We start from the raw sequence: 26986 nt of genomic DNA on the forward strand, positions 1-26986 counted from the left end.
CCGTTTCCTGCCAGGAACGGGCGGCGTTCAGGGATCTTCGCCGGAGGTGCCCGGCGACCGCCGCTACGGCGCCGACCGGATCGCAGCGGCGATGCGCTTCAGGCCGGCTTCGACACCGCCGCCCTTGATGTGGACGCGCAGAGCTCGCCGCCTGCGCTCGGCCAGGACCGCGAAGTCGCCCCGGGCCTGGGCCGCCACCACCGTGCCGAAGCCGAGGCTGCGGCCGGGGATCGCGAGATCGGCCGAGGGGTCGGCGGTGATCTGCAGGAACACGCCGGTATCGGGGCCGCCCTTGTAGGCCTGCCCGGTGGAGTGCAGGAAGCGCGGCCCGAATTCGAGGCAGGTCGCGAGGCGGCGCTTGTCGCGCAGAGCCACCCGGGCCTCCTGCAGGATCGCGTGATGGCTCGGATTGCGCGCCACGTAGGCCAGCAGCGCGACGTAGTCGCCGTCCTTCGCCCGCGCGAGGTGGGCGGCGATGGCCGCCTCCAGTCCTTCCGCGGCCTGGGGCAGGGCGCCGGCATTGCCCGCATCCGCATAGAGGGCGATCGTCTCGTCGGCGAAGATCGGCGTCTCGGCTGGCAGGGCGCCGCTCTTCTCGGCCGCGTCGAACAGCTTCTTCGTCTCGATCTTGCTCGCCTCGACGTCGGGCTGGTCGAAGGGGTTGATGCCGAGCATCGCGCCCGCCACCGCCGTGGCGATCTCGAAGCGGAAGAATTCCTGCGGCAGCTGCTCCTCGTTGGCGAGCGTGATGTGCGCCACCGGATGGCCCTCGCGCTCGAGATTGCGCAACGCCTCGTCCTGGTGGGGATCGGCGCGTCCGTCGAGGCGCAGATAGACGAAGAAGCGGTCACGGCCGTAGACGGCGGGCACGTCGACAGGCTCACCGTCGATGGGGATCAGGCCCTTGCCCGCCTTGCCGGTGGATTCGGCGATGAGCTGCTCGGCCCAGGCGCCGAAGGTGTCGATGCCCGGCGAAGCGATGATCGTGACCTTGTCGCGGCCGGCGCTGAGCGCTGCGGCGCCCAGAGCGGTGCCGAGGAGGACGCCCGGGTTCTGCGCCGGCGGCACGGCCGGGCCGCAGGAGCGGACCATGGTCCGGGCCGTGTCTAGAAAGGTCCTCACGTCGATGCCCGAGGCCGCCGCCGGCACCAGGCCGAACGCCGACAGCACGGAGTAGCGCCCGCCGATCTGCGGCACCCCGTAGAAGATCTTTCGGAAGCCGTCGGACTTCGCGGCCTTTTCCATGGCCGAGCCCGGATCGGTGACGGCGACGAAGTGCGCGCCGGCCTTCTCGGCGCCGACCGTCTCCTTCATCCGGCCGAGGAAGTAGTCGCGGAAGACGTTGGGCTCGAGGGTCGAGCCCGACTTGCTCGCCACGATGAACAGCGTGGTGGGCAGTTGGATCGCGGCTTCCGTCTCGCGGACCTGATCCGGATCGGTGGAATCGAGGATGCGCAGGGTCGGAAAACCCTCGCGGCCGCCGTAGGTCTCGGCGAGCACCTCCGGGCCGAGACTCGAGCCCCCCATGCCCAGCACGACGAGGTCGGAGAAGCCGCCCGCCCGCACCTCCTCGGAGAAGGTCTCGTACTCGGCGACGCGCTCCCGTTCGTCCTCGACGATGCGCAGCCAGCCGAGCCAGCGATCCTCGTCGGCTCCGCTCCAGACGGTCTTGTCGTGCGCCCAAAGCCGACGGATCCTGCCGGACGCACGCCACTCCTCGACCGCCTTCTTGGCGGCGGCGCCGAGCGTCTCCCCGAGCACCAAGGTCTGTGCGTCGAGCTTGGGACCGAGGAGGTCGATGCGCTTGGCTGCCACCGCGCCGAGGAGCTTGTCGGCGGCATCGATGAAGAGCTGCACGCCCTCGTCGACCAGGGTGTCGCCGACCTTGGCGATGTCGATGCCGGCCTCGGCCAGCCGCTTCATCACGGCCTCCGCGCCTGCCACATCGTCCTCGATGGCGGCGCGCAGCGTGCCGTGATCGCGAAAGGCGTCCATGGTGCCCGGCGGCATGGTGTTGACGGTGTCGGGGCCGATCAGTTCCTCGACGTAGAGCACGTCTGAATAGGCCTTGTTCTTGACGCCCGTGGAGGCCCAGAGCAGGCGCTGCGCCTTGGCCCCCTTCTGCGCGAGCGCCTGCCATTGCGGCTCGGCATGGATCGCCAGGAAGCGCTGGTAGGCGAGCTTGGCGTTGGCGATGGCGACCTTGCCCTTGAGGTCGTCGAAGCCGCCGGCCTCGTCCAGGGCCTTGTCGACGGCCACGTCGATGCGGCTGATGAAGAAGCTCGCCACGCTGGCGACCTTCGAGACGTCGCCGCCCTTGGCCGCGAAGACCTCGAGCCCGGCGATGAAGGCACGGGCGACCGCCTCGTAGGTGTCCACCGAGAACAGCAGCGTGACGTTGATGCTGATGCCGTCGGCGGTCAGGGCCTGGATCGCCGGGATGCCCTCGCGCGTGGCCGGCACCTTCACCATCAGGTTGTCGCGGGCCACCATCCTGTGGAGGCGACGGGCCTCCGCGAGGGTCTCCTCGGTGTCGAGGGCGAGGTAGGGCGAGACTTCCAGGCTGACGTAGCCGTCGGCGCCGTCGGATCCGTCATAGACCGGGCGCAGCACATCGGCGGCGGCCTGGATGTCGGCCACCGCGCAGCCCTCGTAGAGGTCGATGACGCGGGCATCACCCTCGTCCATGACGGATTTCAGGGCATCGTCGTATTCCGAGGAGCCGCCGATGGCCTTCTCAAAGATCGAGGGGTTCGAGGTGACGCCGCGCAGGCCGTCCTCGTCCACCAGAGCCTTGAGCTTGCCTTGCGCGACGAAACCCCGGGCGACGAAATCGAGCCACACGGCCTGACCCTGTTCGGGGAAGAGAGCCTTGAGCGGGTTCATGGAAAACTCCTCGTCGTCCGGGCGCCGGGCCTGGAGCCGCGTCGCCGACAGATATCACCGGTTGTGCCCTCTCCCCACGAAGGGAGAGAAGGCCACGTTCGTGCAGCCCTAGTTTTTGTGCCGGGCGATCTGGTCGCGGGCGGCTGCAAGCACCTTCTCGGGGGTGAAGCCGAACTTCGTCTGCAGGTCCTTGATCGGGGCCGAGGAGCCGAAGGTGCTCATGCCGATGATCGAGCCGGCCGAGCCCGCGTAGCGGTCCCAGCCGATGACCGAGCCCTGCTCGACGGCGACGCGGGCCAGCACCTCCGGGATGAGGACGCTGTTGCGGTAGGCCTCGTCCTGGCGCTCGAACAGGTCCCAGGACGGCATGGAGACGACGCGGGCCTTCACGCCCTCCGCCTTCAGGGCCTCGTAGGCCGAGACGCAGAGCTGGACCTCTGAGCCCGTGCCGATGAGGATCACCTCCGGCGTGCCCTCGCAATCGGCGAGCACGTAGGCGCCGCGTGCCGTGCCGGACGCAGGGGCGTACTTCGCACGGTCAAGGGTCGGCAGGGGCTGGCGGGAGAGCGCCAGCACCGCCGGCTGGTCCTTCAGGCCCAGGATGACCCGGTAGGATTCCGCGACCTCGTTGGCGTCGGCCGGGCGCAGGGTGACGAGGCCGGGGATCGCCCGTAAGGTGAGAAGCTGCTCCACCGGCTGGTGGGTCGGGCCGTCCTCGCCGACGCCGATCGAATCGTGCGTGAAGACGTGGAAGATCGGCACCTCCATCAGCGCCGCCAGGCGGATCGGCGGGCGCATGTAATCGGCGAACACCAGGAAGGTGGCGCCGTAGGCGCGCAGGCCCACGAGGCCGAGGCCGTTCACGATGGAGCCCATCGCGTGTTCGCGCACGCCGAAATGGATGTTGCGGCCGCCCGGCTCGAAGGGCGACAGGGTGCCGGCGCCCTCGAATTCGAGCTTGGTCTTGTTCGACGGCGCCAGATCCGCCGAGCCGCCGAGCATGAACGGTACGTGCTGCGCGATGGCGTTGAGCACCTTGCCGGAGGATTCACGGGTGGCGAGGCCCTTGGCGTCCGCCGCGAAGACCGGGATGTCCCTGTCCCAGCCTTCCGGCAGGCGGCCTTCGAGATAGGCGGAGAGTTCCTCCGCATGTTCCGCGTCCGCCGCCTTGGCCTCGTTGAAGAAGCCCTCCCAGGTCGCGAAGAGTTCGGCGCCGCGCTTGCCGATGCCGTTCCGGAAATTCTCGTAGACGCCGTCCGGGACCAGGAACTGCGCGTCCTCGGGCCAGCCATAGGCGCGCTTGGCGCCCCTGGCCTCCTCCTCGCCCAGCGCGTCCGAATGCGCCTTGGGAGTGTTCTGTTTCTTCGGCGCGCCGAAGCCGATGATCGAGTTGACGATGACGAGGGTGGGGCGGTCGCTGGACTGGAGGAAGGTCTCGATGGCCGAGGAGACCGCGTGGACGTCGTTGGCGTCGGCCACCCGCAGCACCTGCCAACCGTAGGCCAGGAAGCGTGCCGCGACCTCTTCCGAGAAGGCCAACTCGGTGTGGCCCTCGATCGTGATGGTGTTGTTGTCGTAGATCCAGCACAGGTTCGACAGGCGCAGGTGCCCGGCGATGGAGGCGGCCTCCGAGGCGACGCCCTCCATCAGGTCGCCGTCCGAGCAAATGGCGTAGACGTTGTAGTCGAACAGCGGCAGGTCGGGCCGGTTGAGACGCTCGCCGAGGAAGCGGCCGCCCATCGCCATGCCGACGGAGTTCGCCACGCCCTGGCCGAGGGGGCCGGTGGTGGTCTCGACGCCGGTGGTGAAGTGGTACTCGGGGTGGCCCGGGGTCCGGCTGTCGAGCTGGCGGAAGTTCTTGAGGTCGTCGAGGGTCAGAGCGGGTGCGTTGCCGCCGTCCTTCTCGGTGACGCCGGCGAGGTGGATCAGCCCGTAGAGCAACATCGAGGCATGGCCGGCCGAGAGCACGAAGCGGTCGCGGTTCGGCCAGTGCGGGTGCGCCGGGTCGTAACGCAGGTAGCGGTTCCACAGGGTGTAGGCCACCGGCGCCAGCGCCATCGGGGCGCCGGCATGGCCGGAATTGGCCTTCTGCACCGCGTCGATGGCGAGCGTCCGGAGCGTGTCGATGCTGAGCTTGTCGATCTCGCTCAGGGCCGCGTTCGGCTTGGTGTCTGCTCCGCTCATTGCTCGTCGTCCTTCATCTCTGGGCTTGTTCGCCGTGGGCGTCCGGAACGCTCAGGCGTCGCGCCGTTGGAGGGCGGGCATGGCCGCACCCGGGGATCCGGCATCCGCGGAGCCGCTGCTCCGCTCCTTGGCCGGACCCTTGGCCCGGCTGTAGTTGAGAATGGTGTTCACCAGCGTGACGTGGCTGAAGGCTTGCGGAAAGTTTCCCACCAGGCGCCGGGCCTTCACATCATACTCCTCCGACACCAATCCGACATCGTTGCAGACGCCGATCAGCCTCTCGATCAGCGCACGTGCCTCCTCGCAGCGCCCGAGGCCGATGAGGTTGTCGGCGTACCAGAACGAGCAGGGCAGGAACGCGCCCTCGTCGCCGGGCAGCCCGTCGGTCGTCTGGTTCTCGGTGTCGTAGCGCAGCACGAAGCCGTCCCGCATCAGGGTCCGCCCGATGGCCTCCACCGTGCCGACCACCCGGGGATCGTCCTGGGGCAGAAATCCCATATGGGCAATGAGCAGCAGGCTCGCATCGAGGCGCTTCGAACCGTAGGACTGCACGAAGCTGTTCAGCTCCGGGTCGAAGCCCTTGGCGCAGACCTCGGCGTGAATCTGGTCGCGGATCTCGCGCCAGCGCGCCACCGGCACGTCGCGGGCGCGGCTCGGGCGGTGGTTGACGCCCGTGACGCGGATCGCGTCCTGCTCGTGGCCCTCCGCTTCCTCGAAGGAGCGGATGGCGCGGTCGAAGGCGACCCAGGCCATGACCTTCGAATGCACGAAGTGCCGGCGCCCGCCGCGCACCTCCCAGATGCCCTCGTCCGGCGTGCACCAGACCTTCTCCAGGTGGCGCAGCAAGGCCTCGCCGACCCGCCAGCCATCGGGATCGCCGAGCAGGCCGCGCTGGCGGGCCTGGTAGAGGGCGTCGAAGATCTCGCCGTAGACGTCGAGCTGGAACTGCTCCACCGCCGCGTTGCCGATGCGCACGGGCTTCGAGTTCTCATAGCCGGGCAGCCAGTCGAGCTCGATCTCGGGCAGCATGCGCTCGCCGGCGATGCCGTAGAGGATGTGGGCCTGCTCCGGGTTGCCGGCCACCGCGCGCACCAGCCAGTCACGCCAGGCGCGGGCCTCGTCGATGTAGCCGCCATCCATCAGGGCGATGAGGGTGAACGTGGAATCGCGCAGCCAGCAGAACCGGTAATCCCAGTTGCGCACGCCACCGAGATCCTCCGGCAGGGAGGTGGTGGGTGCGGCCACGATGCCGCCGGTGGGCTGGTAGATCAGCGCCTTCAGGGTGAGCAGCGAGCGCTTCAGGATCGCGTCCCAGGGCGTGCCCGAGGCTGCCCGGCCCGACCAGTCGCGCCAGTACCGGTCGGTTTCGGACAGCACCTTGCGCGGCTGAATCGGCGCCGGGTCGTCCTCATGGGAGGCGCCATAGCTCAGGGTGAAGGCCATGCTCTGGCCCGCCTCGACCGTGAACTCCGAGACGGTTGTCTGATCCTCCCCGTGGGTGGGCACCAGGGTGCGCAGCACCACCTTGTGCGGCCCCGAGATCGCGCGCAGGTCGCCGAGTTCGTTGTGCGAGACCCACGGGACCGCCAGCCCGTAATCGAAGCGCACGCGCAGCCGCATCCGCATGGGCACGGTGCCCTCGAGTCCCTCGATGATCCGCACGAGATGCGCGCCGTCGTTCGCGGGCATGTAGTCGGTCACCCGCACGCTGCCGCCAGCGGTCTCGTGCCGGGTCTCCAGAACCAGGCTGCCCTCGCGGTACTGACGCGTGGTGGTGGCTTCCTCGACGGGGCCGAGCTTCCAGGAGCCGTGTTCCTCGGTGCCGAGGAGGGCGGCGAAGCAGGCGGCTGAGTCGAAGCGGGGCCAGCAGAGCCAGTCGACACTGCCGTCGCGGGCGATCAGCGCAGCGGTCCGGCCATCGCCGACCAGCGCATAATCCTCGATCCGTCCGGCCATCCAGGTCCTCGTGTCCGCGCAGCCGGCCGTCACGCGGCGCGCGGCGGTGCATCGTCGCTGGCGTCCACCTAGTCCCCGAACGGGGCAGGGTCCAGGGTCGGCGAGGCGATTGCCGCGTGCATTCCGCGCGAAACGGTGACCGGCTTCAGCGCAGACGCTCGACCCAGCCGGACACGGCGGCTCCGAGGGTGGCGGTCCCGGCCCCCAGCGCCGCGCCCTGCGCACCCACGAAGGCACCGGCCGCCGCGCTGGCGCGGGTCACGGCGCGAATCGTCGGTGCGAAGGGCAGGGCGGCTTCCGGCAGCACGCCCTCTTCCGCGTCGGAAACGGCACTGGCGGCCTCGACCTCCGCCACGAACGGCAGCGGCTCGTTCGCCGGAGTGGCCTTGCCGGCGACACGGGGCGCCTCGGCCCGGCGGGAAACCGTCAGGCGGGTCACCGTCCGGGGCGTGGTCCGACGCGCCTGGACGACGGGCGCCGGGTCCGCCTGGGTCACCATGGCCAGCGGAAACTGAGTCTGGAAGGCGAGGGGCGCCGGGATGTGGGGCGTCTCGGCTTCGGCCTCGGGCGCGGCCGCGACGGCCGTCGCCGGAACCGATGCGGGCGGCACCACGGCCGTGGGCTCCTGACAGAGGTAGGAGGCGGCGCCGAGGATCACCGCCATCATCAGGGTGGGCAGGAGGGGCGGGGTCACGCCGCGCGCCGTGCCCGTGTCGAACGCCGAGGGAGCGGGGGGCGTGCACGCTGACATCCGGGTCACCTCGCTACGTGATTCGACGATCGGTCCGATGGCCGACGGCATTAGCCCGTCCGTTTGCGGCGGAACCTGGGCTGTTTCCTCTCCAGACGGTAACGTTCGCCCGGACATGACGCTTACAGAGACACGACGCTTGCCGGGGCATGACGCTTGCCTGCCCACGTTCCGCCCGGAAATTTTCTCTTCCGTCCTCCTGTCGTCCGCCGACGGAACATGGCAGTCCTCAGCCCGGCAGCGACCTGCCGCATCTCTCGATTCCGATCCATTCTCAGACCCCGATGACCGAGCCGACCCTCACCGTCGCCGTGATCGATCCGAGCCGGGCGCGCGCCGCGATCCTCGAGGAGGGGCTCACGGCCGCGGGCTTCACCCGCGTCGTGGTCCTGCCGGACACGGCCGACCTGCCGGCCCGCGTGGCGGCCCTGAACCCGGACGTGGTCGTGATCCACCTGGAAAGCCCGAGCCGGGACATCCTGGAGCAGATGTCGGGCCTGTCGCGCCACGTGGAGCGACCGGTGGCGATGTTCGTCGACCGCTCGGACGTGCCGATGATGCAGGCGGCGATGGATGCGGGCATCTCCGCCTACGTCGTCGACGGCCTGCAGCCGCAGCGCATCCGTTCGATCCTCGACGTGGCGATCCTGCGCTTCAACGCCTTCGCGCGCCTGCAGCGCGAACTGTCGGAGGCGCGCGGCGAGCTCGCCGATCGCAAGCTCATCGAGCGGGCCAAGGGGATCCTGATGACGGCCAAGGGCCTCTCGGAGGAGGAGGCCTACCGGACGATGCGGCGCAAGGCCATGAACGAGAAGCGCAAGATCGCCGACATCGCCCGCGCGATCGTCACCGCGGCGGACCTCCTGGGATGAGAGGTCTGCTCGGATGAGACACGCCCTCGGATACGTCCCGCTCATCGACGCGGCGCCCCTGATCGCCGCCGTGGAATGCGGCTTCACCGCGGCCGAGGGGCTGGCGGTGGACCTCGTGAGCGAGCCCTCCTGGGCGACGCTCCGCGACAAGCTGGCGCTCGGCCACCTCGACGGGGCCCATATGCTGGCGCCCCTCGCCCTCGCCAGCGCCCTCGGCATCAGCGGGCCGGAGACCGATCTGGTCGTGCCCCTCGGGCTCAGCCTCAACGGCAACGCCGTCACGATCTCGCGCCCGCTCTGGGCCGAGATGGCGCCTGAAGCCGACGATCTCGACACCATCGCCCGGGCGTTCGCCCGGGTCGCGCGCGGACGGGTCGCGCGGGGCCGACCCCTGACGCTCGGCACCGTGCACCCGTTCTCGTGCCACACGTACCAGCTCCGGATATTCGCGGCCCGCGGCGGCCTCGACCTCGACGCGGACACCCGGTTGGTGGTGATCCCGCCGCCCTGGATCGCCGAGGCTCTGCGCTCCGGACAGATCGACGGGTTCTGCGTCGGGAGCCCCTGGAACAGCGTAGCGGTGGCGGAGGGCTACGGCCGCATCGCCGCCTTCGGCTGCGAACTCGCCCCCGATTGCCCGGAAAAGGTGCTGGCCCTGCCGGCCTTCGCGGCGAAGACGAGCGCGCCCCTGATCCGGGCGTTGCGCCGGGCCGGGCAATGGTGCGCGGCGCCCGAGAACCACAGCGAGCTCGCGAGCCTGCTCGCCCATCCGAGCCACCTCGGCGTCGATCCGGGCCTCGTCCGCCGCGCTCTGGCCGGCGCCGTGGTGGTCGACCCCGATGGAACCGAGCGGCGCGCCGAGCGCTTCGTGATGTTCGGCGCGGAGGCGGCACGGCCGGCATCCGGACACGCGGACTGGATTCTCAGCCAGATGGAAGCCGCCGGCCAGATCGCCGCAACCGATGCCCAGGCCGAGCGCGCGCGGGCGATCTACCGACCCGACCTGTACCTGGCGGCCCTCGGGACCTGAGCCGGGGCTTCTGCTGCCCGCACCGGCAATCTGCCCGCCGATTGTGCAGTGCGAGAGGTGGCGCGCGGCACGGCAGACGCGCTGCGGCGCGCGCCCTTCGAAGCGGCCCTCGGAACGCTCCGATGGCGGCGCACGGACCCTGACGCCGTGAGGCGGTCCCTATAAAAGTCTGTCCCCCGAAGAACTTGGAACGATTCCGATCGAATCCGCATCGCCTTGATCCGACAGGCGGGCCAGACTTGGCACGCCCCATGCAACTGCAGGATCGCTCGCCAACGATGACGAGCCTTATCCGTCGGCAGAGCCGCTGACCCGAGTCCCCCACGGAACGCAGATCCCGCGTTCGATGGATGTGCTTGGTCAGCGGTTTTTCTTTGGCGGGTCTCCATGCTTTCAAAGGTGTCGGGTTCGATGACTGACGGTTTCCGCAACAACCGCCGTGATCTGCTGAAGGGCGCCGCCGCGACCCTGTCCCTGGCAGCACTCGCCCGGACCGCCCTGCCGGGCGGCGCCTTCGCGCAGGGCGCAGGCCCGGAGGTGAAGGGGGCCAAGCTCGGCTTCATCGCGCTCACCGACGCGAGCCCGCTCTTCGTGGCGAAGGAGAAGGGCTTCTTCGCCAAGCACGGCATGCCCGACGTCGAGGTGCTCAAGCAGGCGTCCTGGGGCACCACCCGCGACAACCTCGTCCTCGGCTCGGAGGGCAACGGCATCGACGGCGCCCACATCCTGACGCCGATGCCCTACCTCATCTCGGCCGGACGGGTGACGCAGAACAACGTCCCCGTGCCGATGCAGATCCTGGCCCGGCTCAACACCAACGGCCAGTGCATCTCGGTGGCCAAGGAATACCTCGACCAGAAGGTCGCCCTCGACGCGAAGGTGTTCAAGGCCGCGGTCGAGAAGAAGAAGGCCTCCGGCAAGTCAGTGAAGGCGGCCATGACCTTCCCGGGCGGCACCCACGATCTCTGGATCCGCTACTGGATGGCCGCCGGCGGGATCGACCCGGACAAGGACATCGAGACCATCGTCGTGCCGCCGCCGCAGATGGTGGCGAACATGAAGGTCGGCACGATGGACTGCTTCTGCGTCGGCGAGCCGTGGAACGCGCAGCTCGTGCAGCAGGGCCTCGGCTACACCGCGCTCACCACCGGCGAGCTCTGGAAGGACCATCCCGAGAAGGCCTTCGCCATGCGGGCGTCCTTCACGGAAAAGTACCCGAACGCCACCAGGGCGCTGCTGATGGCCGTGCTCGAGGCCCAGCAATGGTGCGACCGGCCCGAGAACAAGGACGAGGTCGCCGCCATCGCGGCCAAGCGCCAGTGGATGAACGTCCCGGTCTCGGACGTCGCCGGCCGCATCAAGGGCACCATCGACTACGGCGACGGCCGCGTGGTCGAGAACAGCCCCTTCGTGATGAAGTTCTGGAACGACAACGCGTCGTATCCCTACCAGTCCCACGACCTCTGGTTCCTCACCGAGGACATCCGCTGGGGCAAGTTCGATGCGCAGACCGACACCAAGGCCCTCATCGCGAAGGTGAACCGCGAGGATCTCTGGCGCGAGGCCGCCAAGGCCCTCGGCGTGACCGCGATCCCGGCCTCCACCTCGCGCGGCAAGGAGACCTTCTTCGACGGAAAGGTCTTCGATCCGGCCGATCCCGCCGCCTACCTGTCCAGCCTCGGCATCAAGAGGATCGCGTGATGGCCAACACCAGCACTGTCGCCGCCCGCCCGACAGCGGCGGCCGCGGCGGCCAAGCCGAAGCGGGCGCCCCTCGTCACGATGGCCACCCTCAACACCATCGCCAAGAACCTGATCCCGCCGATCGTGGTGCTGGTCGCGTTCCTGGTGATCTGGGAGATGCTGTGTTCGCGCCCCGGCGCCGGCCTGCCGCCGCCCTCGCGCGTCGTCACCGAGGCCTGGGACATCATCGCCCACCCGTTCTACGACAACGGCGGGACCGACAAGGGCCTGTTCTGGCACATCGCCGCCAGCATCCAGCGCGTGGCCCTCGGCTTCGCCCTGGCCACCGTGGTCGGCATCCTCGTCGGCACCCTGATCGGCCAGTCGGAATGGGCCATGCGCGGCCTCGACCCGATCTTCCAGGTGCTGCGCACGATCCCGCCCCTGGCCTGGCTGCCCCTCTCCCTCGCCGCTTTCCGGGACGGCCAGCCCTCGGCGATCTTCGTGATCTTCATCACCTCGATCTGGCCGATCATCATCAACACGGCGGTGGGCATCCGGAATATCCCGCAGGACTACCGCAACGTGGCGGCGGTTCTGCGCCTGAACCCGCTGGAGTTCTTCGCCAAGATCATGCTGCCCTCGGCAGCCCCCTACATCTTCACCGGCCTGCGCATCGGCGTCGGCCTGTCCTGGCTCGCCATCGTGGCGGCCGAGATGCTCATCGGCGGCGTCGGCATCGGCTTCTTCATCTGGGACGCGTGGAACTCCTCCCACATCTCCGAGATCATCGTCGCCCTCGTCTATGTCGGCATCATCGGCTTCATCCTCGACCGCTTCGTCGCCTTCGTCGGCACCCTGGTCACCCGCGGCACCGCGACAGCCTGAGGAGGGATCCCCATGAGCTATCTCAGCATCGAGAACGTCGGCATCAGCTTCACCCGCTCGGGCCGGACCAACGAGGTCCTGCGCGACGTCAGCGTGAAGATCGACAGGGGCGAGTTCGTCTCGCTGATCGGGCATTCGGGCTGCGGCAAGTCGACGGTGCTCAACATCGTCGCCGGCCTGCTCAAGGCCTCCACCGGCGGCGTGCTCCTCGAGGACAGGGAGGTGAACAGCCCCGGCCCCGACCGCGCCGTTGTGTTCCAGAACCACTCGCTCCTGCCCTGGCTCACCGTGCGCGAGAACGTGGCGCTCGCCGTCGACAAGGTCTTCAAGGGCAAGAAGAGCCGCGCGGAGCGGAGCGCCTGGATCGACCACAACCTGTCGCTCGTGAACATGACCCACGCCGCCGACCGGCGCCCGAGCGAGATCTCGGGCGGCATGAAACAGCGCGTGGGCATCGCCCGCGCCCTGGCGATGGAGCCGAAGGTGCTGCTCCTCGACGAGCCTTTCGGAGCCCTGGACGCGCTCACCCGCGCCCATCTCCAGGACTCGCTCATGGACATCCACGCCCGGCTGAAGAACGCCGTGATCATGATCACCCACGACGTCGACGAGGCGGTGCTCCTCTCCGATCGCATCGTGATGATGACCAACGGTCCCTCGGCCACCGTCGGCGAGATCCTGCGAGTCGACCTCGAGCGGCCGCGCCGCCGCCTCGATCTCGTGGAGGACGCGACCTACACGCACGCCCGCGCCGAGGTGCTCGAATTCCTCTATGCGCGCCACGCCAAACCCGCCATCGCGGCCTGAGGACGGGTCTCGGACGATGCGGGAACGGCTGGTGGTGATCGGCAACGGCATGGCGTCGTTGCGCTTCCTGGAACGCCTCACCGAACGGGCGCCGGGCCTCTACGACGTCACCGTCGTCGGGGCCGAGCCGCAGGCGGCCTACAACCGCGTGCTGCTCTCCTCGCTGCTCGGCGGCGAAGTCGACGAGGCGGGCTGCGCCTTCCGCGGCCTCGACTGGTATGCGGGCCACGGCATCCGCCTCATCACCGGCGCGCCGGTCACCGAGATCGACCGGGAGAACGCTCTCGTGATGGTGGGGGAGACCCACGTCCTGCCCTTCGACAAGCTCGTGCTCGCCGTCGGCTCCCTGCCGATCCGCCTGCCGAAGCCCGGCATGGACCTGCCCGGCGTGCTCACCTTCCGCGACCTCGCGGACGTCGCCGCCATCCGCCGGGCAGCCGTCGCGCATGCCAGGGCCATCGTGATCGGCGGCGGGCTCCTCGGCCTCGAGGCCGCCGTCGGCCTCGCGCGGCTCGGCGTCGAGACCACGCTCCTGCACGTCATGGACCGGCTGATGGAGCGCCAGCTCGACCACGCCGCCGCCGGCCTCGTGAAGCGCGCCATGGAGGCACGCGGCGTGAAGGTGCTGCTCAAGGCCGATACCGCTGCGGTCGAGGGCACGGGCCGGGTCGAACGGCTGGTCCTGTCCGACGGCACCGTGCTGCCCGCCGACCTCGTGGTGATGTCGGTGGGCGTGCGTCCCAATGTGGGGCTGGCCCAGAATGCCGGGATCGAGACCGCGCGCGGCATCAAGGTCGACGACAGGATGCAGTCGTCGGATGCCCGCATCTACGCGCTGGGCGAGTGCGCCGAGCACCGCGGCATGGTCTACGGCCTCGTGGAGCCCGCCTACGAGCAGGCCGAGACCCTGAGCCGCCACCTCGTCGGCGAAGAGGCGGCCTACACCGGCACGTCCCTGTCGACGAGCCTCAAGGTCTCGGGTCTCCCGGTCTTCTCCGCCGGCCAGATCGAGGCGCCGGAGGGTGCCGAGACCGTGCTGATGTCGGATCCCGGCCTCGGCCTCTACCGCAAGCTCGTCGTCGCCGAGGATCGCCTCCTCGGCGCGGTCTTCGTCGGCGACATCGCGGAGCAGGGCTGGTGCAAGGAGCTCATCCGCACCGGCGCCTCCATCGCCGAACATCGCGACGATCTCATGTTCGGGCGCCCCGTCGCGCCCGCACCCCAACCCCTCGCAGCGTGAGGAGCCTAGCCATGGCCGACGCATTCAACGCCGAGCAGAAGCGCTACCTCGAAGGTTTCGCCTCCGGCATCGCCGCCGCGCGGATGACCGGCGGTCTCGCCCTCGGGACCGGTGCCTCCGCCCCGCCGGCCGAGCCCACCGGCCCGGACGCGATCCACATCAAGGCGCAGGACGCCACGATCAAGGCCGGCGGCAAGCTCTGCGAGCAGGAGAAGTGGAAGCGGGCCGAGAACCCATTCGACGGGCACAACCGGCTCATCGCGGAGGCCGCGACGGGCAAGGGCCCGAAGCCCGAGGACAATTTCCGCTGGCGCTATCACGGCCTGTTCTGGGTGGCGCCGGCCCAGAACTCCTACATGTGCCGCCTGCGCATCCCCAACGGCATCCTGCACCACTGGCAGTTCGCCGGCATCGCGGACCTGGCCGACGCCCATGGCGGCGGCTACAGCCACGTCACCACCCGCGCCAACCTGCAGGTCCGCGAAATCACCCCGGAGCACGGCCAGCCCTTCCTCGACGGGCTGATCGATCTCGGCCTCACCGCACGCGGTGCGGGCGCCGACAACATCCGCAACGTCACCGGATCGCCGGTGGCCGGTATCGACGCGCAGGAACTGCTCGACACGCGCCCCCTCGCCAAGTCCTGGCACAACCACATCCTCAACGACCGCTCGCTGTTCGGCCTGCCGCGCAAGTTCAACGTCGCCTTCGACGGCGGCGGCGTGATGCCGGTGCTGGAAGAGACCAACGACATCGGCTTCCAGGCCGTGCACGTGCTGGAGGGCGCGAGCGTCGCCCCGGGCGTGTGGATGCGCCTCGTGCTGGGCGGCATCTCGGGCCACCGGGATCTGGCCCGCGACACCGGTGTCGTGCTGAAGCCGGAGGATTGCAACAAGGTCGCCGACGCGATCCTGCGCGTCTTCATCCAGAACGGTGACCGCACCAATCGCAACAAGAGCCGGATGAAGTACGTCCTCGACGCCTGGGGCTTCGACAAGTACCTCGCCGCCGTCGAGGACGTGCTGGGCTACAAGCTCGACCGGGTCGACCCGGCCCACGTGGCCCCGCGCGGACCGATGGACCGCTTCGCCCATGTGGGCGTCCACCGCCAGGTCCAGGACGGCCTGAACTGGATCGGCGTGATCCTGCCCGTGGGCAAGCTCACCACCGACCAGATGCGGGATCTCGCGAAGATCGCCGCCGAGTGCGGCGACGGCGCCATCCGCATGACGGTCTGGCAGAACTTCCTGTTCTCCGGCGTGCCCGACGCCAAGGTGTCCGAGGTCCAGGCGCGGGTCGCCGCCCTGGGTCTCACCACGGAGGCGTCGAGCATCCGCGCCGGCCTCGTCGCCTGCACGGGCAACCGCGGCTGCAAGTTCGCCGCCTCCGACACCAAGGGCCACGCCCTGGTCATCGCCGACTACATCGAGGCGAACCTCAAGGAACTCGACGTGCCAGTGAACGTCCATCTCACCGGCTGCCACCATAGCTGCGCCCAGCACTACATCGGCGACATCGGGCTCATCGGGGCCAAGGTCGTGGTTTCGGAAGAGGGCGACACCGTCGAGGGCTACGACATCGTCGTCGGCGGCGGCTTCGGCGATTCCCCAAAGATCGGCACCGAGATCTGGAAGGCCGTGAAGGCCGAGGATTGCCCGACCCGCATCGAGGCCCTGCTGCGCAGCTACCTCGCGAACCGCCAAGGCCCGCAGGAGAGCTTCCAGGCCTTCACCGCCCGCACAGGCCCCGAATCCCTGCGCAACATCGCCGAAGAGCAACCCGTCCTGAAGGCCGCCGCATGAGCGAGCACGTCACGCCCCCCCTGGTCCTCATTCCCGAGACCGCCCCCTTCGACCCGGACCAGCGCGCCTGGCTCTCGGGCTACTTCGCGGCGTTGCTGGGTCCCGCCGTCGAGGGTGCCACCGCCCTCGCGCCCGGTGATGCGCCGGCGGGCGGCGCGCCGAAACTCGCCGACAACGACGACGCGCCCTGGCACGACCCCTCCCTGCCGCTGCCGGAGCGCATGGAGATGGCCAAGGAGCGGCCCGAGGCGCAGAAGCTGATGGCCGCCATGGCGCAGCAGGATTGCGGCCAGTGCGGCTACAACTGCGCCGACTACGCGAACGCCATCTTCCTCAAGAACGAGGAGCGCCTGAACCTGTGCCAGCCCGGCGGCAAGGACACGCTCCGGATGCTGAAGAAGCTCGAAGAGGAGTTCGGCGCCGGCGGCGGCGCGCCGAAGACGTCCGAGGATTCCGCGCCCAAGGCCGCTCCCGAACTCGGCCCCCTCGGCTACTGCCGGGAGAACCCCGTGGAGGCGTCCTTCGTCTCGCGCACGCGCCTCAATGCGCCGGGCGGCGAGAAGGAAACCTGGCACATCGAGATCGACCTCACCGGCACGCCGATCGACTACGTGGTCGGCGATTCCCTCGGGCTGTTCCCGGCCAACGCCCCGGCCCTGGTCGACGCGGTCATCGCCGAACTCGGCGCGCGGCCCGAGCGCAAGATCGGGGGCAAGACCCTGCGCGACCGGCTGCTGACCGACTATGCCCTCGGCGGCGCGCCCGACGGACTCTACCAGCTGCTCTCGCTTCTCACCTCGGGCGAGGCCCGCAGGAAGGCCCAGGCCCTCGCCGCCGGCGAGGACCCGGACGGCGACGCCGCCCATCTCGACGTGCTCGGCGCGCTCCACAAGTTCCCGGGCGCACGCCCCGATGCCGAGGTCTTCCTGGAAGCGCTCGACGAGTTGCAGCCGCGGCTCTACTCGATCTCGTCCTCGCCCAAGGCCGATCCGGGCCGGGTCTCGCTCACGGTCGACGCGGTGCGCTACAGCCACCGCTCGCGCCTGCGCCTCGGCGTCGCCTCGACCCATCTCGGCGAGCGCATCCCCGAGGGCATGAAGGTCAAGGTCTACCTGCAGAAGGCCCATGGGTTCGCCCTGCCGGAGGATCTGGGCAAGGACGTCATCATGGTCGGCCCGGGCACCGGCATCGCGCCCTTCCGCGCCTTCCTGCGCGAGCGCGACGCCACGCAGGCGCCGGGCCGCAACTGGCTGTTCTACGGCCACCAGAAGCAGGCCAGCGACTTCTTCTACAAGGACGAGCTGAACGCCCTGAAGGACAAGAAGTGCCTCACCCGCCTGTCGCTGGCCTGGTCCCGCGACGGCGCCGAGAAGACCTACGTCCAGGACCGCATGCGCGAGAACGGCGCGGAGCTGTGGAAGTGGCTCGAGGGCGGCGCGCATTTCTACGTCTGCGGCGACGCCAAGCGCATGGCCAAGGACGTGGAGCGGGCGATCATCGATGTGGCCGGGAGCCACGGCGGCAAGAACCCGGACGAGGCGGTGGCCTACCTCGCCCACCTGAAGAAGACCGGGCGGTATCAGGCCGACGTGTACTGAGCGCGACCTCAACCCTCCCCCACTGCGGGGGAGGGATCGGCGGCGTCCTTCAGGCCCGTCTCTTGCCTCCAACCCCAAGACCAAAAAACCCGCCGAGGCACACGCCATGACCGCGCACGTCCAGGCACCGACCGCCGCCGTCAAGACCACCTGCCCCTATTGCGGCGTCGGCTGCGGCGTGCTCGCCACGCCGGATGGGCAGGGCGGCGCGGACATCGCCGGCGACACCGCACACCCGGCCAATTTCGGCCGGCTCTGCTCCAAGGGCTCGGCGCTGGGCGAGACGCTCTCCCTCGACAACCGCCTGCTTCACCCGCAGGTGGACGGCGCCCGCGCGAGCTGGGAATCGGCGCTCGGCACCGTGGCGGGGTCCCTGCGCCGCATCGCCGAGCGGCACGGGCCGGACGCGATCGCGTTCTACCTCTCGGGCCAGCTTCTCACGGAGGATTATTACGTCGCCAACAAGCTGGCGAAGGGCTTCCTCGGTACGCCGCACGTCGACACCAACTCGCGCCTCTGCATGTCGAGCGCGGTCGCCGCCCACCGGCGCGCCTTCGGCTCGGACACCGTGCCGGGCTGCTACGAGGATCTCGAGGAGGCCGATCTCATCGTCCTGGTGGGGTCGAACACCGCCTGGTGCCACCCCATCCTGTTCCGCCGGATGGTCGACGCACGGGCCAAGCGCGGCACCAAGCTGGTGGTGATCGATCCCCGCCGCACCCAGACCGGCGAGGAGGCGGACCTCTTCCTCGGCCTGAAGGCCGGCACCGACACCGCCCTGTTCTCCGGCCTGCTGGTGCATCTCGCCAGCACCGGCTCCCTCGATTACCGCTTCGTCCTCGACCACACGAGCGGCCTCGACGGCGCCCTGGAGCGGGCGCGCGCCATCGCGCCGACGATTCCCGCCACCGCCGCCGCCACCGGCCTGTCCGAGGCCGACGTGGCGCGCTTCTTCGAGCTGTTCGCCCGCACGAAGCGGGTGGTCACCGCCTTCTCGCAGGGGGTGAACCAGTCGGCGCAGGGCACGGACAAGGGCAACGCGATCATCAACTGCCACCTCGCCACCGGCCGCATCGGCCTGCCCGGGGCGGGCCCCTTCTCGCTGACCGGCCAGCCCAACGCCATGGGCGGGCGCGAGGTCGGGGGACTGGCCAACATGCTGGCCGCCCACATGCACTTCACCCCCGAGGAGGTGGACCGGGTCCGCCGCTTCTGGTCGGCGCCCAACATCATCACCGGCGAGGGCATGAAGGCGGTCGCCCTGTTCGAGGCGATCGAGCGCGGCAAGATCAAGGCCCTGTGGGTGATGGGCACCAACCCGATCGTGTCGATGCCGCGCGCCGACCGGATCCGCGAGAGCCTGAAGGCCCTCGACCTCTACGTCGTCTCGGAGGCGGTGGCCGACAGCGACAGCGCCCGGGCGACGGGACGCAGGACCGTCCTGCTCCCGGCCCTGGCCTGGGGCGAGAAGGACGGAACGGTGACGAATTCCGAGCGCCGGATCTCGCGCCAGCGCAGCTTCCTGAAACCGCCCGGCGAGGCCCGGGCCGACTGGCAGATCGTCTGCGACGTCGCCAAGCGCCTCGGCCACGCCGAAGCCTTCGCCTATGCGAACCCCGCCGCGATCTTCCGCGAGCATGCCAGCCTCTCGGCCTTCGAGAACAACGGCACCCGCGACTTCGACATCGGCGCCGTCAGCGACATGGCCGATGCGGCCTATGCGACGAGCGCCCCGCTGCAATGGCCGTTGCCCAGGCGGGGCAAGGCCAAGGCCCGGCTCTTCGCGGACGGCCAGTTCTACACCTTCGACAAGCGCGCCCGCTTCGTGGCCGTGCAGGCTCCGGCGCTCGCCCAAGCGGTTGATGAGGCCTACCCCCTCGTCCTCAACACCGGCCGCGTCCGCGATCACTGGCACACGATGACGCGGACGGGAAAGAGCCAGCGCCTCTCGGCGCACCGCTCCGTGCCCTTCGTGGAGATCCATCCCGACGATGCCGCTCCGCTGGGCCTGAAGGAGGGCGATCTGGCCCGGATCGCCACCCCGCACGGCACCGCCACCCTTGAGGCGATGGTCACCGACGCCGTGCGGCCGGGCAACCTGTTCGCCGCCTTCCACTGGAGCGCGGCCACCGCCTCCGACGCCCGCGTCGGCGCCCTGGTGCGCGGCGTGCCCGACCCGGTCTCGGGACAGCCCGAGTTGAAGGCGACGCCGGCCGGAATCGCACCGGTGCCCTACCGCAACCGCGGCTTCCTCCTGACCCGCGGCGAGCAGACCCTGCCCGAGGGCTGGTGGTGGGCCAGGGCCACGATCTCCGGCGGCTCGGGCCTGCAATTCGCCACGCAGGAGAGTTCCCGCGCGGTGGCGCTGATGATGCGCGGCCTGTTCCAGGGCCTCGAGCTCGCCGAGTATGCCGACCACGCCCGCGGGCGCTACCGCTGCGCCGTCTACGAGGCCGATCGCCTCGTCGCCTGCCTGGCGCTCGGACCGGCCGAGGCGCGCCCAGTCTGGGACGAGGCCAAGGCCCTGTTCGCGGAGCCGGCCCCGGAGGCCTCGGCCCGGCGCGCCCTCCTGTCGGGCCGCGCCGAGACCGCCTCGGCCGGTCCCACCGTGTGCGCCTGCCACGGGGTCGGCCTCGACATCATCGCGGGGGTCATCGCTGCCGGGGCCGGCACCGTCGAGGCGGTGGGCGCCGCCTGCAAGGCCGGCACGAATTGCGGCTCGTGCATCCCCGAGATCCGCAAGCTGCTGCCCGAGGCGCTTGCACGCAACGCCGCATAGGCTCAATTTGGGCCGAATCGACCCCCATCTCCGAGCATCATGAGCACGCCCCGTACCCCCCGCGAAACCCGGCCCGCCGGCATCGATCCGGCCGGTGGCGCCGGCCCGGCCGGCCTGGAGCCCCTGGCTGTCCTTCCCGTCTTCGTGCCGCTGCACGGCAAGCGCGCGGTGCTGGCCGGCTCCAACGGTGGCGCCCCCTGGAAGGTGAAGCTGCTCGCCGCGGCCGGGGCCCACGTGGACGTCTACGCGCCCGAGCCCAGCGAAGAGCTGCGGGCCGTGCCGGGCGAGATCGTCGCGGGCTCCGTCGCCTTGCACGAGCGCCAGTGGCAGGCCGAAGACCTCGCAGGCGCTGCCTTCTGCATCGGTGCCATGGAGGACGAGGCCGACTGCATCGCCTTCGTGGCCGCCGCCCGGACGACCGGCGCCATCGTCAACGCGGTCGACCGGCCGCATCTCTGCGACGTGAAGTTCGGCGCCATCGTCAATCGCTCGCCCATGGTGGTGGGCATCTCGACGGAGGGGGCCGCCCCGGTCTTCGGCCAGACCGTGCGCGCCCGGATCGAGGGCATGCTGCCGCGTGGGTTCAAGGCCTGGATCGGCGCCGCACGCGACTGGCGCGAAGAGGTCACCAGCCGCTTCCACGGCTTCTCAGACCGCCGCGCCTTCTGGGAGCGCTTCACCGACCGCGCCTTCGCCGAGCCCGACCGCATCCCCACGGACCAGGATCTCGCCGAGCTCCTGGGCCAGACCGAGGCCGCCCCGAAGGGCGGGGCGGTGACGCTGGTCGGCGCCGGCCCGGGCGATGCCGAGCTCCTCACCCTCAAGGCCCTGCGCGCGTTGCGGAACGCCGACGTGATCCTGTACGACGACCTCGTCGCGCCCGAGATCCTCGACTATGCCCGGCGCGAGGCCCGCACCATGCTGGTGGGCAAGACCGGGCATGGCCCGTCCTGCCGCCAGGACGACATCAACGCGCTGATGGTGCAACTCGCCAAATCCGGCAAGCAGGTCGTGCGCCTGAAATCCGGCGACCCCCTGGTGTTCGGCCGGGCCGGCGAGGAGATCGAGGCCTGCCGGGCCGCCGGCATCCCCGTCAGCGTGGTTCCGGGCGTCTCGGCGGCGCAAGGGGCGGCGGCCTCGCTCTGCGTCTCGCTGACGAACCGCGACGCGGCGCGGCGCCTGCAATACGTCACCGGCCACGACCGGCGCGGCGTCCTGCCGGAGGACCTGAACTGGGGCGCCCTGGCCGACCCGAGCGTCACCACCGTGGTCTACATGCCGAAGAAGACCCTCGGCGTGCTGCTGGAGCGGGCGATCGCCGAGGGCCTCGCGCCGTCGACCCCGGCGTTGCTCGTCTTCAACGCCACCCGCCCGAACCAGCAGGTGGTGGAGGCCGGCGCCGCCGACCTCGCCGACCGGGTCGAGGCCTCGGGCCACGAGGGACCCGCCCTGCTGATGGTGGGCGAGGCCCTGCGCCGCCTGGGCACCCAGGTGGCGATCGCCGCGATCGAGCCGGGCAAGCGCGCGATCTGAGGGCAAGGGGGGTCAGCGGAACACGTGCCGGCACGCTCCGAGCCGAGGCATCGGCGCGAGCGCGCGGCCCTGGCGTAGGATCGGCGCCCAATCTAGCCGGGCACGGACGAGCCGCAACCCGGCTGAGCCCGTCCGGCCAAGGTTCGGTGGCGACAGTTCGGCGGCGACGGTTTGGTGGATTGCCGGGGCGCGGCGCCTGTGGTCTGAAGCCGCCTCGTCCCTCGACTGCAAGGCCGTCCCATGCGTCGCACGCTCCTGCCCCTTCTCGCCTTCGCGATCGGCCTCGTGGGACTCTGCGTCGCCGCCTTCCTGGTGCTCGCCCCGAAGACCCAGGAGGCCGGGACGAGCAGCGTCGGCGGACCCTTCACCCTGACCGATCAGAACGGGCAGCGCGTCACCGAACGCGACTATGCGGGGCGGACGCATCTCGTGTTCTTCGGCTTCACCCACTGCCCCGACGTGTGCCCGACCACGCTGCAGCAGATCGGCGACGTGCTCCAGGCCCTCGGGCCGAAGGGCCGGGACACCCGGGCGCTGTTCATCGCGGTCGACCCCGAGCGCGACACGCCGGCCGCCCTGAAGACCTATCTGGCGAGCTTCGACCCGCGCATCGTCGGTCTGACCGGCTCGCCCGAGGAGGTGAACGCGGCGGTGAAGGCCTACCGGGCCTATGTCCGGAAGGTCCCGACCAAGGACGGCGACTACACCATGGAGCATACCGCCCTCGTCTACGTGATGAACGGCCAGAACCGCTTCCTGAACGCCCTGAACCTTGCCCGCCCGCCCGAAGAGGCGGCGGGCGAACTCGCCAAAATGCTCTGACCACCGAGATGCTGTAAGCCTTCGGAACTGACGACCGGGGCTGCCGCCTCCCGTCTCGCCTGCCCCCGGAGCGACCATGACCATCCTGTCGGCCTTCCCGATCACGCCCTCGAATGCCGACGGCCAGGTCGATCTCGGCGCCCTGCGCGCCCTGCTGCATCCCCTGGTCGCGGCCGGCGTCGGATCGATCGGCCTGCTGGGCAGCACCGGCACCTATCCGTTCCTCGCGCGCCACCAGCGCCGCCGGGCCGTGGAAGCTGCCGTCGAAGTGGCGGCGGGCCGCCTGCCGGTCCTCGTCGGAGTCGGCGCCCTGCGCACCGACGAGGCGGTGCGGATGGCCCAGGACGCCAAGGGCGCCGGGGCCGAGGCGGGCCTCCTGGCGGCGATGTCCTACACGCCGTTGACCGAGGACGAGGTGTTCGTGCACTGCGAGACCGTGGCACGGGAATCCGGCCTGCCGCTCTGCCTCTACGACAATCCCGGCACGACCCATTTCCGCTTCACCCCGGCCCTCACCGGCCGCCTCGCCCGGGTTCCGGGAATCGTCGCGATCAAGAGCCCGGCCCCGGAGCCGGCTGGGGCGGCGGAGCACGTCGCGGCGCTGCGCGCCGTGGTGCCGGCCGGGTTCTCCCTCGGCTACAGCGGCGACTGGAACGCCGTCGCGACGCTGCTGGCGGGCGGCGAGGCCTGGTACAGCGTCCTCGCCGGGCTGTTTCCGCACACCGCCCTGGCGATCGTTCGGGCGGTCGACGCGGGAGACGCCACCGAGGCGCGCCGCCTCAATGCCCGGCTCGAGCCGCTCTGGGACCTGTTCCGGACCTATTCGAGCCTGCGGGTGATCTACGCCTGTGCCGACCTCCTCGGTCTCTGCCGGGCGGAGCCGCCGCGCCCGATCCTGCTGCTGGGAGGGGAGGCGCGCCAGCGGGTGGCCGACACGCTCGCAGCGCTGGAACTGGGCTGACCAGACCGCCAAGCAAAGGTCGTCGGACAAAGCGTTCACACCTTCGTGGCCGGTCGATTGCGATACGCATGCAGTCGCCCGCCCGGAGAACGGCAATGGCCCGAAGTGAAACAGACAACGTACCGGAAGAAGAAAACCGCTTCATACTGCTCGTCCTCTTCCTGATACTCGCGGCGGGCGTAGCGTTCACCGAGGCCGCAGCGGCGACTCGGCGTGGATGGATCGTGCTATCGACGTGGACTCCGATGCGTCCAAATTAATACTTCGGCAACCGTAGGCTCAAACACCCGGGCGGTGGAGGCGATGGTCAAGTCCGGCCCTCACTCCGCGCGCAGCGCGCCGGTGCGGGAGGTGCGCGCGAGGCCGTGTTCTGTCTTGTTCCAGCGGTTGGGCGCACGGACGAGTTCGTACAGACCGGACCAGGCGGCGAGGCTGATGAGCAGGAAGTAGACCGGCATCCACGGCACGAATGCGAGCAGATCGAACCAGTTGCGCCGGACGCAGCCGAGGGCTGCCGGCAGCAGCATGGCGAGCAGTCCGGCGACGAACAGCGTGACGGCGGCGCCGGTGGGAAAGTTCGCCCAGAAGCCACCGGGCGCTGGGAAGCCGTTCCATACGAAGGCCGCGAAATCGTAGGCCGCCCGCCCCATCAGGAAGGGATAGGCGAGGGCGGAGATCACGGTCCCGGGCACGAGGGCGACGGCGCAGAAGGTCCCGAGAACGCCGAGCTGCCGCGCGGTCCGGCGCGGCGTCCGCGCATGGGTGAGGCTGGTCTGCAGAAAACCCTTCATCCAGCGGGTGCGCTGGTGCAGCCAGGACCGGACGGTGCGCGGCGCCTCCTCCAGGGTGTCGCTGCGCAGGTCGCCGACGCGATAGCCCGCCCTCGCGAGGCGGATGCCCAGATCGGCATCCTCGGTGACGTTCCAGGCATCCCAGCCGTGGAGCTCGCGCAGGACGCGGGTGCGAAAATGCGTCGACGTACCTCCGAGGGGGATCGGCACGCACCAGGAGGCGAGGGCGGGGATCAGGACGTCGAACAGGGCCGCGTACTCGATGGCGAAGCAGCGGGTGAGGCGCCCGTCGTCCATGTTGTCGATGACGAGGCGGCCCTGCAGGCAGGCGGTGGTGCGGGAGGCGCGGGCGAAGCGGGTCGCGGCGGCGCGGAGCTGCCCCGGATCGGGCACGTCCTCGGCATCGTAGACCACGAGGCAGGCCCCCCGCGCCAGGGGCAGGGCGGCGTTGAGGGCGCGCGGCTTGGTGCGCGGCAGGCCCGCCGGCACCCGGACGACCTCGAACCGGGCCGGGAGGCCGGCCGCCCCGAGCGCCGCATCCGTCTCGCGGTCGTCGGCCTCTATCACCAGCTTGAGGTCGAGCTTGGCCGCCGGGTAGTCGAAGCGCGAGAGGGCCGCCACGAGGCGGGGCACCACCCGGGCCTCCCGGTGGAGAGCCACCAGTACGGTGTAGACCGGCAGGGCGGTGTCCGGCAGCGGCACCTCGGGTGCCGCCTCGGCCTCGACGCTGACGGCGGCGATGCGGACCGTCACCATGGCCAGGAAGCCGACTTGCACCAGCGTCCAGGCGCCGATCAGGACGGCCCCGGGGATCAGCCCGGCGACGAGGCCAACGGCGCCGACGACGAGGCCAACGATGGCGAGGCGTGGCGCCTGGCTGCCGGCCTCCAGCGCCCAATCGGGCCTGTGACGCTGGAGCGTATCGGCGGCGTAGGCCGCGATGCCCGCCGGATTGGCGGCGAAGACCGCCGCCTGCAGGGCCCGCGGCGTGGTGATGGCCGAACGGGTCCCCCTCCGCAGCAGCGCCGCGATGGCCGCCCCACGCGGGGCGCGAACCGTGCGAGGTCCGTGGAACGCCCGGGAACCACTCGGGCAGAGAGGCGCGATCCCGGCCACGAGACTGTCGGGAAAATGCGTGTCCTCGCCGAGGCGGAGATCACCGGCGAGGAACGGGACGCCGAGGGCGGCGGCGAGGGCACGGTAATAGGCTTCTTCGGTGATCAGGTCGGCATGGATGAGCGCCGTGGCGGCGTCGCTTCCGCAGGCCCGCGCCAGCGCGGCGGCCTGTGCCAGGAGGCCCGGATCGAACCCCTGGCGCGCGAGGAACGCGATTTCGGGCGGCAGCGAGGCGGGCCGTTCATCGGAGGTGCCGAAACCAAGGAGCGACACCGCGCGCGGCCTCCCGGCGGCCCGCGGATGTGCTAGGGGAGGGCCGTGAGCCAGTCCGTTTCCACGCGCAACCCGCGCGCCACCAGAACAACTTCTGCGGTTATCCGCCGAAAGGCAAGGCGGCTCCGGGGCTGGGACGCGGCTTGTGCACTGGCGGCGCTGGCGTGCCTCGCCGCCGCTCCGCCGGCCCGAGCGGAGGGCGTGACGATCCCCAACTTCTGGAATCCGCGCGCGCGCCAGGAGCGCATGGAGACCCAGCCGAGCGCGCGCACGGTCCGCTTTCTCACCGACGACGATTTCCCGCCCCTTCACTTCGCCGGCCCGGACGGCACCCCCACGGGCTTCGTGGTGGAACTCGCCCGGGCGGTCTGCGAGCGCCTGGCCATGACCTGCACGGTCCAGGCCCGGCGCTTCGACACCCTGCTCGATGCCCTGGCCGACCGGCAGGGCGACGTCGTCGCCGCAGCGATCCCGCTGACCCCGGCCCTGCGCGCGCGCTTTCTGGCGACACGGCCGTATTTCCGCTGGCCGGCGCGCTTCGCCGCCCGCACCGACAAGGGCCTGCCCGCCCCCTCGGCGACCGCCCTCGCGGACCGGAGCGTCGGCGTGGTCGGCGGCAGCGCGCACGCGGCCTACCTGAAGGCGTTCTTCCCGAAAGCAGCGGCCAAGGACTTCACCGATCTCGCGACGGCCGAGGGGGCGCTGCGCCGGGGCGAGGTCGACTACGTCTTCGCGGACGGCCTGAACCTCGCCCTCTGGATCGGCGGCGTCGACGCCGCGGGATGCTGCGCCTTCACGGGCGGCGACTACCTCGAGAACCGCTACTTCGGCGAGGGCATCGGCCTCGTTACCCGCCCCGACGACCCGGTCCTGTCGCGGGCGCTGGACGACGCGCTCCAACGCCTGTGGGACGAGGGGAAATATGCCGAGCTGTACCTGCGGTTCTTCCCGGTGAGTCCGTTCTGAACGACCGGTGCACCGGCGGCGGCCGCGCGGCGATCGGGCGGTGACGCGA

General features: G+C 70.4%; 18 protein-coding genes. 13 read left to right on the top strand and 5 right to left on the bottom strand.

Features of this window, described 5'->3' with window-relative positions; translation table 11 throughout:
* Positions 1–63: 63 nt before the first annotated feature.
* The 4 genes from ACLBWX_RS16000 to ACLBWX_RS16015 form a co-directional block, all read right to left on the bottom strand.
* Complete coding sequence (locus ACLBWX_RS16000; RefSeq protein WP_447678010.1) at positions 64–2886, bottom strand: bifunctional transaldolase/phosoglucose isomerase; 2823 nt, start codon at positions 2884–2886, stop codon at positions 64–66.
* 108 nt (positions 2887–2994) lie between these two features.
* A complete protein-coding gene (tkt, locus tag ACLBWX_RS16005) occupies positions 2995–5070 on the bottom strand; it encodes a transketolase (RefSeq protein WP_447678011.1) in 2076 nt (691 codons plus the stop codon).
* Positions 5071–5121: 51 nt separating this feature from the next.
* Positions 5122–7026, bottom strand: a complete 1905-nt coding sequence (locus tag ACLBWX_RS16010) for a glycoside hydrolase family 15 protein (RefSeq protein WP_447678012.1) — start codon at positions 7024–7026, stop codon at positions 5122–5124.
* Between the two features lie 145 nt (positions 7027–7171).
* Positions 7172–7777 (bottom strand): hypothetical protein, encoded by a 606-nt coding sequence (locus tag ACLBWX_RS16015; RefSeq protein WP_447678013.1) that lies wholly within the window; start codon positions 7775–7777, stop codon positions 7172–7174.
* A gap of 284 nt (positions 7778–8061) precedes the next feature.
* Here ACLBWX_RS16015 and ACLBWX_RS16020 point away from each other — a divergent pair, with 284 nt between their 5' ends.
* The 12 genes from ACLBWX_RS16020 (at position 8062) to ACLBWX_RS16075 (ending at position 23791) form a co-directional block, all read left to right on the top strand.
* On the top strand, positions 8062–8649 hold the full coding sequence (locus tag ACLBWX_RS16020) for an ANTAR domain-containing response regulator (protein WP_056469287.1): 588 nt from the start codon (positions 8062–8064) through the stop codon (positions 8647–8649).
* Positions 8650–8662: 13 nt separating this feature from the next.
* Positions 8663–9679, top strand: a complete 1017-nt coding sequence (locus ACLBWX_RS16025; RefSeq protein ID WP_447678014.1) for a CmpA/NrtA family ABC transporter substrate-binding protein — start codon at positions 8663–8665, stop codon at positions 9677–9679.
* Positions 9680–10090: 411 nt separating this feature from the next.
* A complete protein-coding gene (locus ACLBWX_RS16030) occupies positions 10091–11380 on the top strand; it encodes a CmpA/NrtA family ABC transporter substrate-binding protein (RefSeq protein ID WP_447678015.1) in 1290 nt (429 codons plus the stop codon).
* Entirely contained in the window at positions 11380–12249 is an 870-nt protein-coding gene (gene ntrB, locus ACLBWX_RS16035) for a nitrate ABC transporter permease (RefSeq protein WP_447678016.1), read from the top strand. The genes ACLBWX_RS16030 and ntrB overlap by 1 nt, the downstream gene beginning before the upstream one ends.
* A gap of 12 nt (positions 12250–12261) precedes the next feature.
* Entirely contained in the window at positions 12262–13056 is a 795-nt protein-coding gene (locus tag ACLBWX_RS16040) for an ABC transporter ATP-binding protein (RefSeq protein WP_447678017.1), read from the top strand.
* A 16-nt stretch (positions 13057–13072) separates the two neighbouring features.
* On the top strand, positions 13073–14296 hold the full coding sequence (locus ACLBWX_RS16045) for an NAD(P)/FAD-dependent oxidoreductase (protein WP_447678018.1): 1224 nt from the start codon (positions 13073–13075) through the stop codon (positions 14294–14296).
* 11 nt (positions 14297–14307) lie between these two features.
* Positions 14308–16098 (top strand): NirA family protein, encoded by a 1791-nt coding sequence (locus ACLBWX_RS16050; RefSeq protein ID WP_447678019.1) that lies wholly within the window; start codon positions 14308–14310, stop codon positions 16096–16098.
* Positions 16095–17696, top strand: a complete 1602-nt coding sequence (locus ACLBWX_RS16055) for a sulfite reductase subunit alpha (RefSeq protein WP_447678020.1) — start codon at positions 16095–16097, stop codon at positions 17694–17696. The genes ACLBWX_RS16050 and ACLBWX_RS16055 overlap by 4 nt, the downstream gene beginning before the upstream one ends.
* A gap of 106 nt (positions 17697–17802) precedes the next feature.
* The gene (locus ACLBWX_RS16060) at positions 17803–20475 is read left to right on the top strand and encodes a nitrate reductase (RefSeq protein ID WP_447678021.1); all 2673 of its coding nucleotides are present in this window, start codon (positions 17803–17805) and stop codon (positions 20473–20475) included.
* Positions 20476–20514: 39 nt separating this feature from the next.
* Positions 20515–22008, top strand: a complete 1494-nt coding sequence (gene cysG, locus ACLBWX_RS16065; RefSeq protein ID WP_447678022.1) for a siroheme synthase CysG — start codon at positions 20515–20517, stop codon at positions 22006–22008.
* Positions 22009–22248: 240 nt separating this feature from the next.
* A complete protein-coding gene (locus ACLBWX_RS16070) occupies positions 22249–22830 on the top strand; it encodes an SCO family protein (RefSeq protein ID WP_447678023.1) in 582 nt (193 codons plus the stop codon).
* 76 nt (positions 22831–22906) lie between these two features.
* Positions 22907–23791, top strand: a complete 885-nt coding sequence (locus ACLBWX_RS16075; protein WP_447678024.1) for a dihydrodipicolinate synthase family protein — start codon at positions 22907–22909, stop codon at positions 23789–23791.
* Positions 23792–24111: 320 nt separating this feature from the next.
* Here ACLBWX_RS16075 and ACLBWX_RS16080 read toward each other — a convergent pair whose 3' ends face one another.
* Positions 24112–25971 carry a glycosyltransferase family 2 protein gene (locus tag ACLBWX_RS16080; RefSeq protein ID WP_447678025.1) on the bottom strand — a complete coding sequence of 620 codons (1860 nt, stop codon included), beginning with the start codon at positions 25969–25971 and terminating at the stop codon, positions 24112–24114.
* Between the two features lie 150 nt (positions 25972–26121).
* Between ACLBWX_RS16080 and ACLBWX_RS16085 the strand changes: the two genes are divergently transcribed.
* The gene (locus ACLBWX_RS16085) at positions 26122–26937 is read left to right on the top strand and encodes a transporter substrate-binding domain-containing protein (RefSeq protein ID WP_447678036.1); all 816 of its coding nucleotides are present in this window, start codon (positions 26122–26124) and stop codon (positions 26935–26937) included.
* Positions 26938–26986 lie beyond the last annotated feature (49 nt).

The organism is Methylobacterium sp. M6A4_1b (genome assembly GCF_053345175.1).

Coding starts and splice junctions, on each gene's coding strand:
- ACLBWX_RS16000 (WP_447678010.1), bottom strand. CDS start 2,886: ATGAACCCGCTCAAGGCTCTCTTCCCCGAACAGGGTCAGGCCGTGTGG.
- tkt (WP_447678011.1), bottom strand. CDS start 5,070: ATGAGCGGAGCAGACACCAAGCCGAACGCGGCCCTGAGCGAGATCGAC.
- ACLBWX_RS16010 (WP_447678012.1), bottom strand. CDS start 7,026: ATGGCCGGACGGATCGAGGATTATGCGCTGGTCGGCGATGGCCGGACC.
- ACLBWX_RS16015 (WP_447678013.1), bottom strand. CDS start 7,777: ATGTCAGCGTGCACGCCCCCCGCTCCCTCGGCGTTCGACACGGGCACG.
- ACLBWX_RS16020 (WP_056469287.1), top strand. CDS start 8,062: ATGACCGAGCCGACCCTCACCGTCGCCGTGATCGATCCGAGCCGGGCG.
- ACLBWX_RS16025 (WP_447678014.1), top strand. CDS start 8,663: ATGAGACACGCCCTCGGATACGTCCCGCTCATCGACGCGGCGCCCCTG.
- ACLBWX_RS16030 (WP_447678015.1), top strand. CDS start 10,091: ATGACTGACGGTTTCCGCAACAACCGCCGTGATCTGCTGAAGGGCGCC.
- ntrB (WP_447678016.1), top strand. CDS start 11,380: ATGGCCAACACCAGCACTGTCGCCGCCCGCCCGACAGCGGCGGCCGCG.
- ACLBWX_RS16040 (WP_447678017.1), top strand. CDS start 12,262: ATGAGCTATCTCAGCATCGAGAACGTCGGCATCAGCTTCACCCGCTCG.
- ACLBWX_RS16045 (WP_447678018.1), top strand. CDS start 13,073: ATGCGGGAACGGCTGGTGGTGATCGGCAACGGCATGGCGTCGTTGCGC.
- ACLBWX_RS16050 (WP_447678019.1), top strand. CDS start 14,308: ATGGCCGACGCATTCAACGCCGAGCAGAAGCGCTACCTCGAAGGTTTC.
- ACLBWX_RS16055 (WP_447678020.1), top strand. CDS start 16,095: ATGAGCGAGCACGTCACGCCCCCCCTGGTCCTCATTCCCGAGACCGCC.
- ACLBWX_RS16060 (WP_447678021.1), top strand. CDS start 17,803: ATGACCGCGCACGTCCAGGCACCGACCGCCGCCGTCAAGACCACCTGC.
- cysG (WP_447678022.1), top strand. CDS start 20,515: ATGAGCACGCCCCGTACCCCCCGCGAAACCCGGCCCGCCGGCATCGAT.
- ACLBWX_RS16070 (WP_447678023.1), top strand. CDS start 22,249: ATGCGTCGCACGCTCCTGCCCCTTCTCGCCTTCGCGATCGGCCTCGTG.
- ACLBWX_RS16075 (WP_447678024.1), top strand. CDS start 22,907: ATGACCATCCTGTCGGCCTTCCCGATCACGCCCTCGAATGCCGACGGC.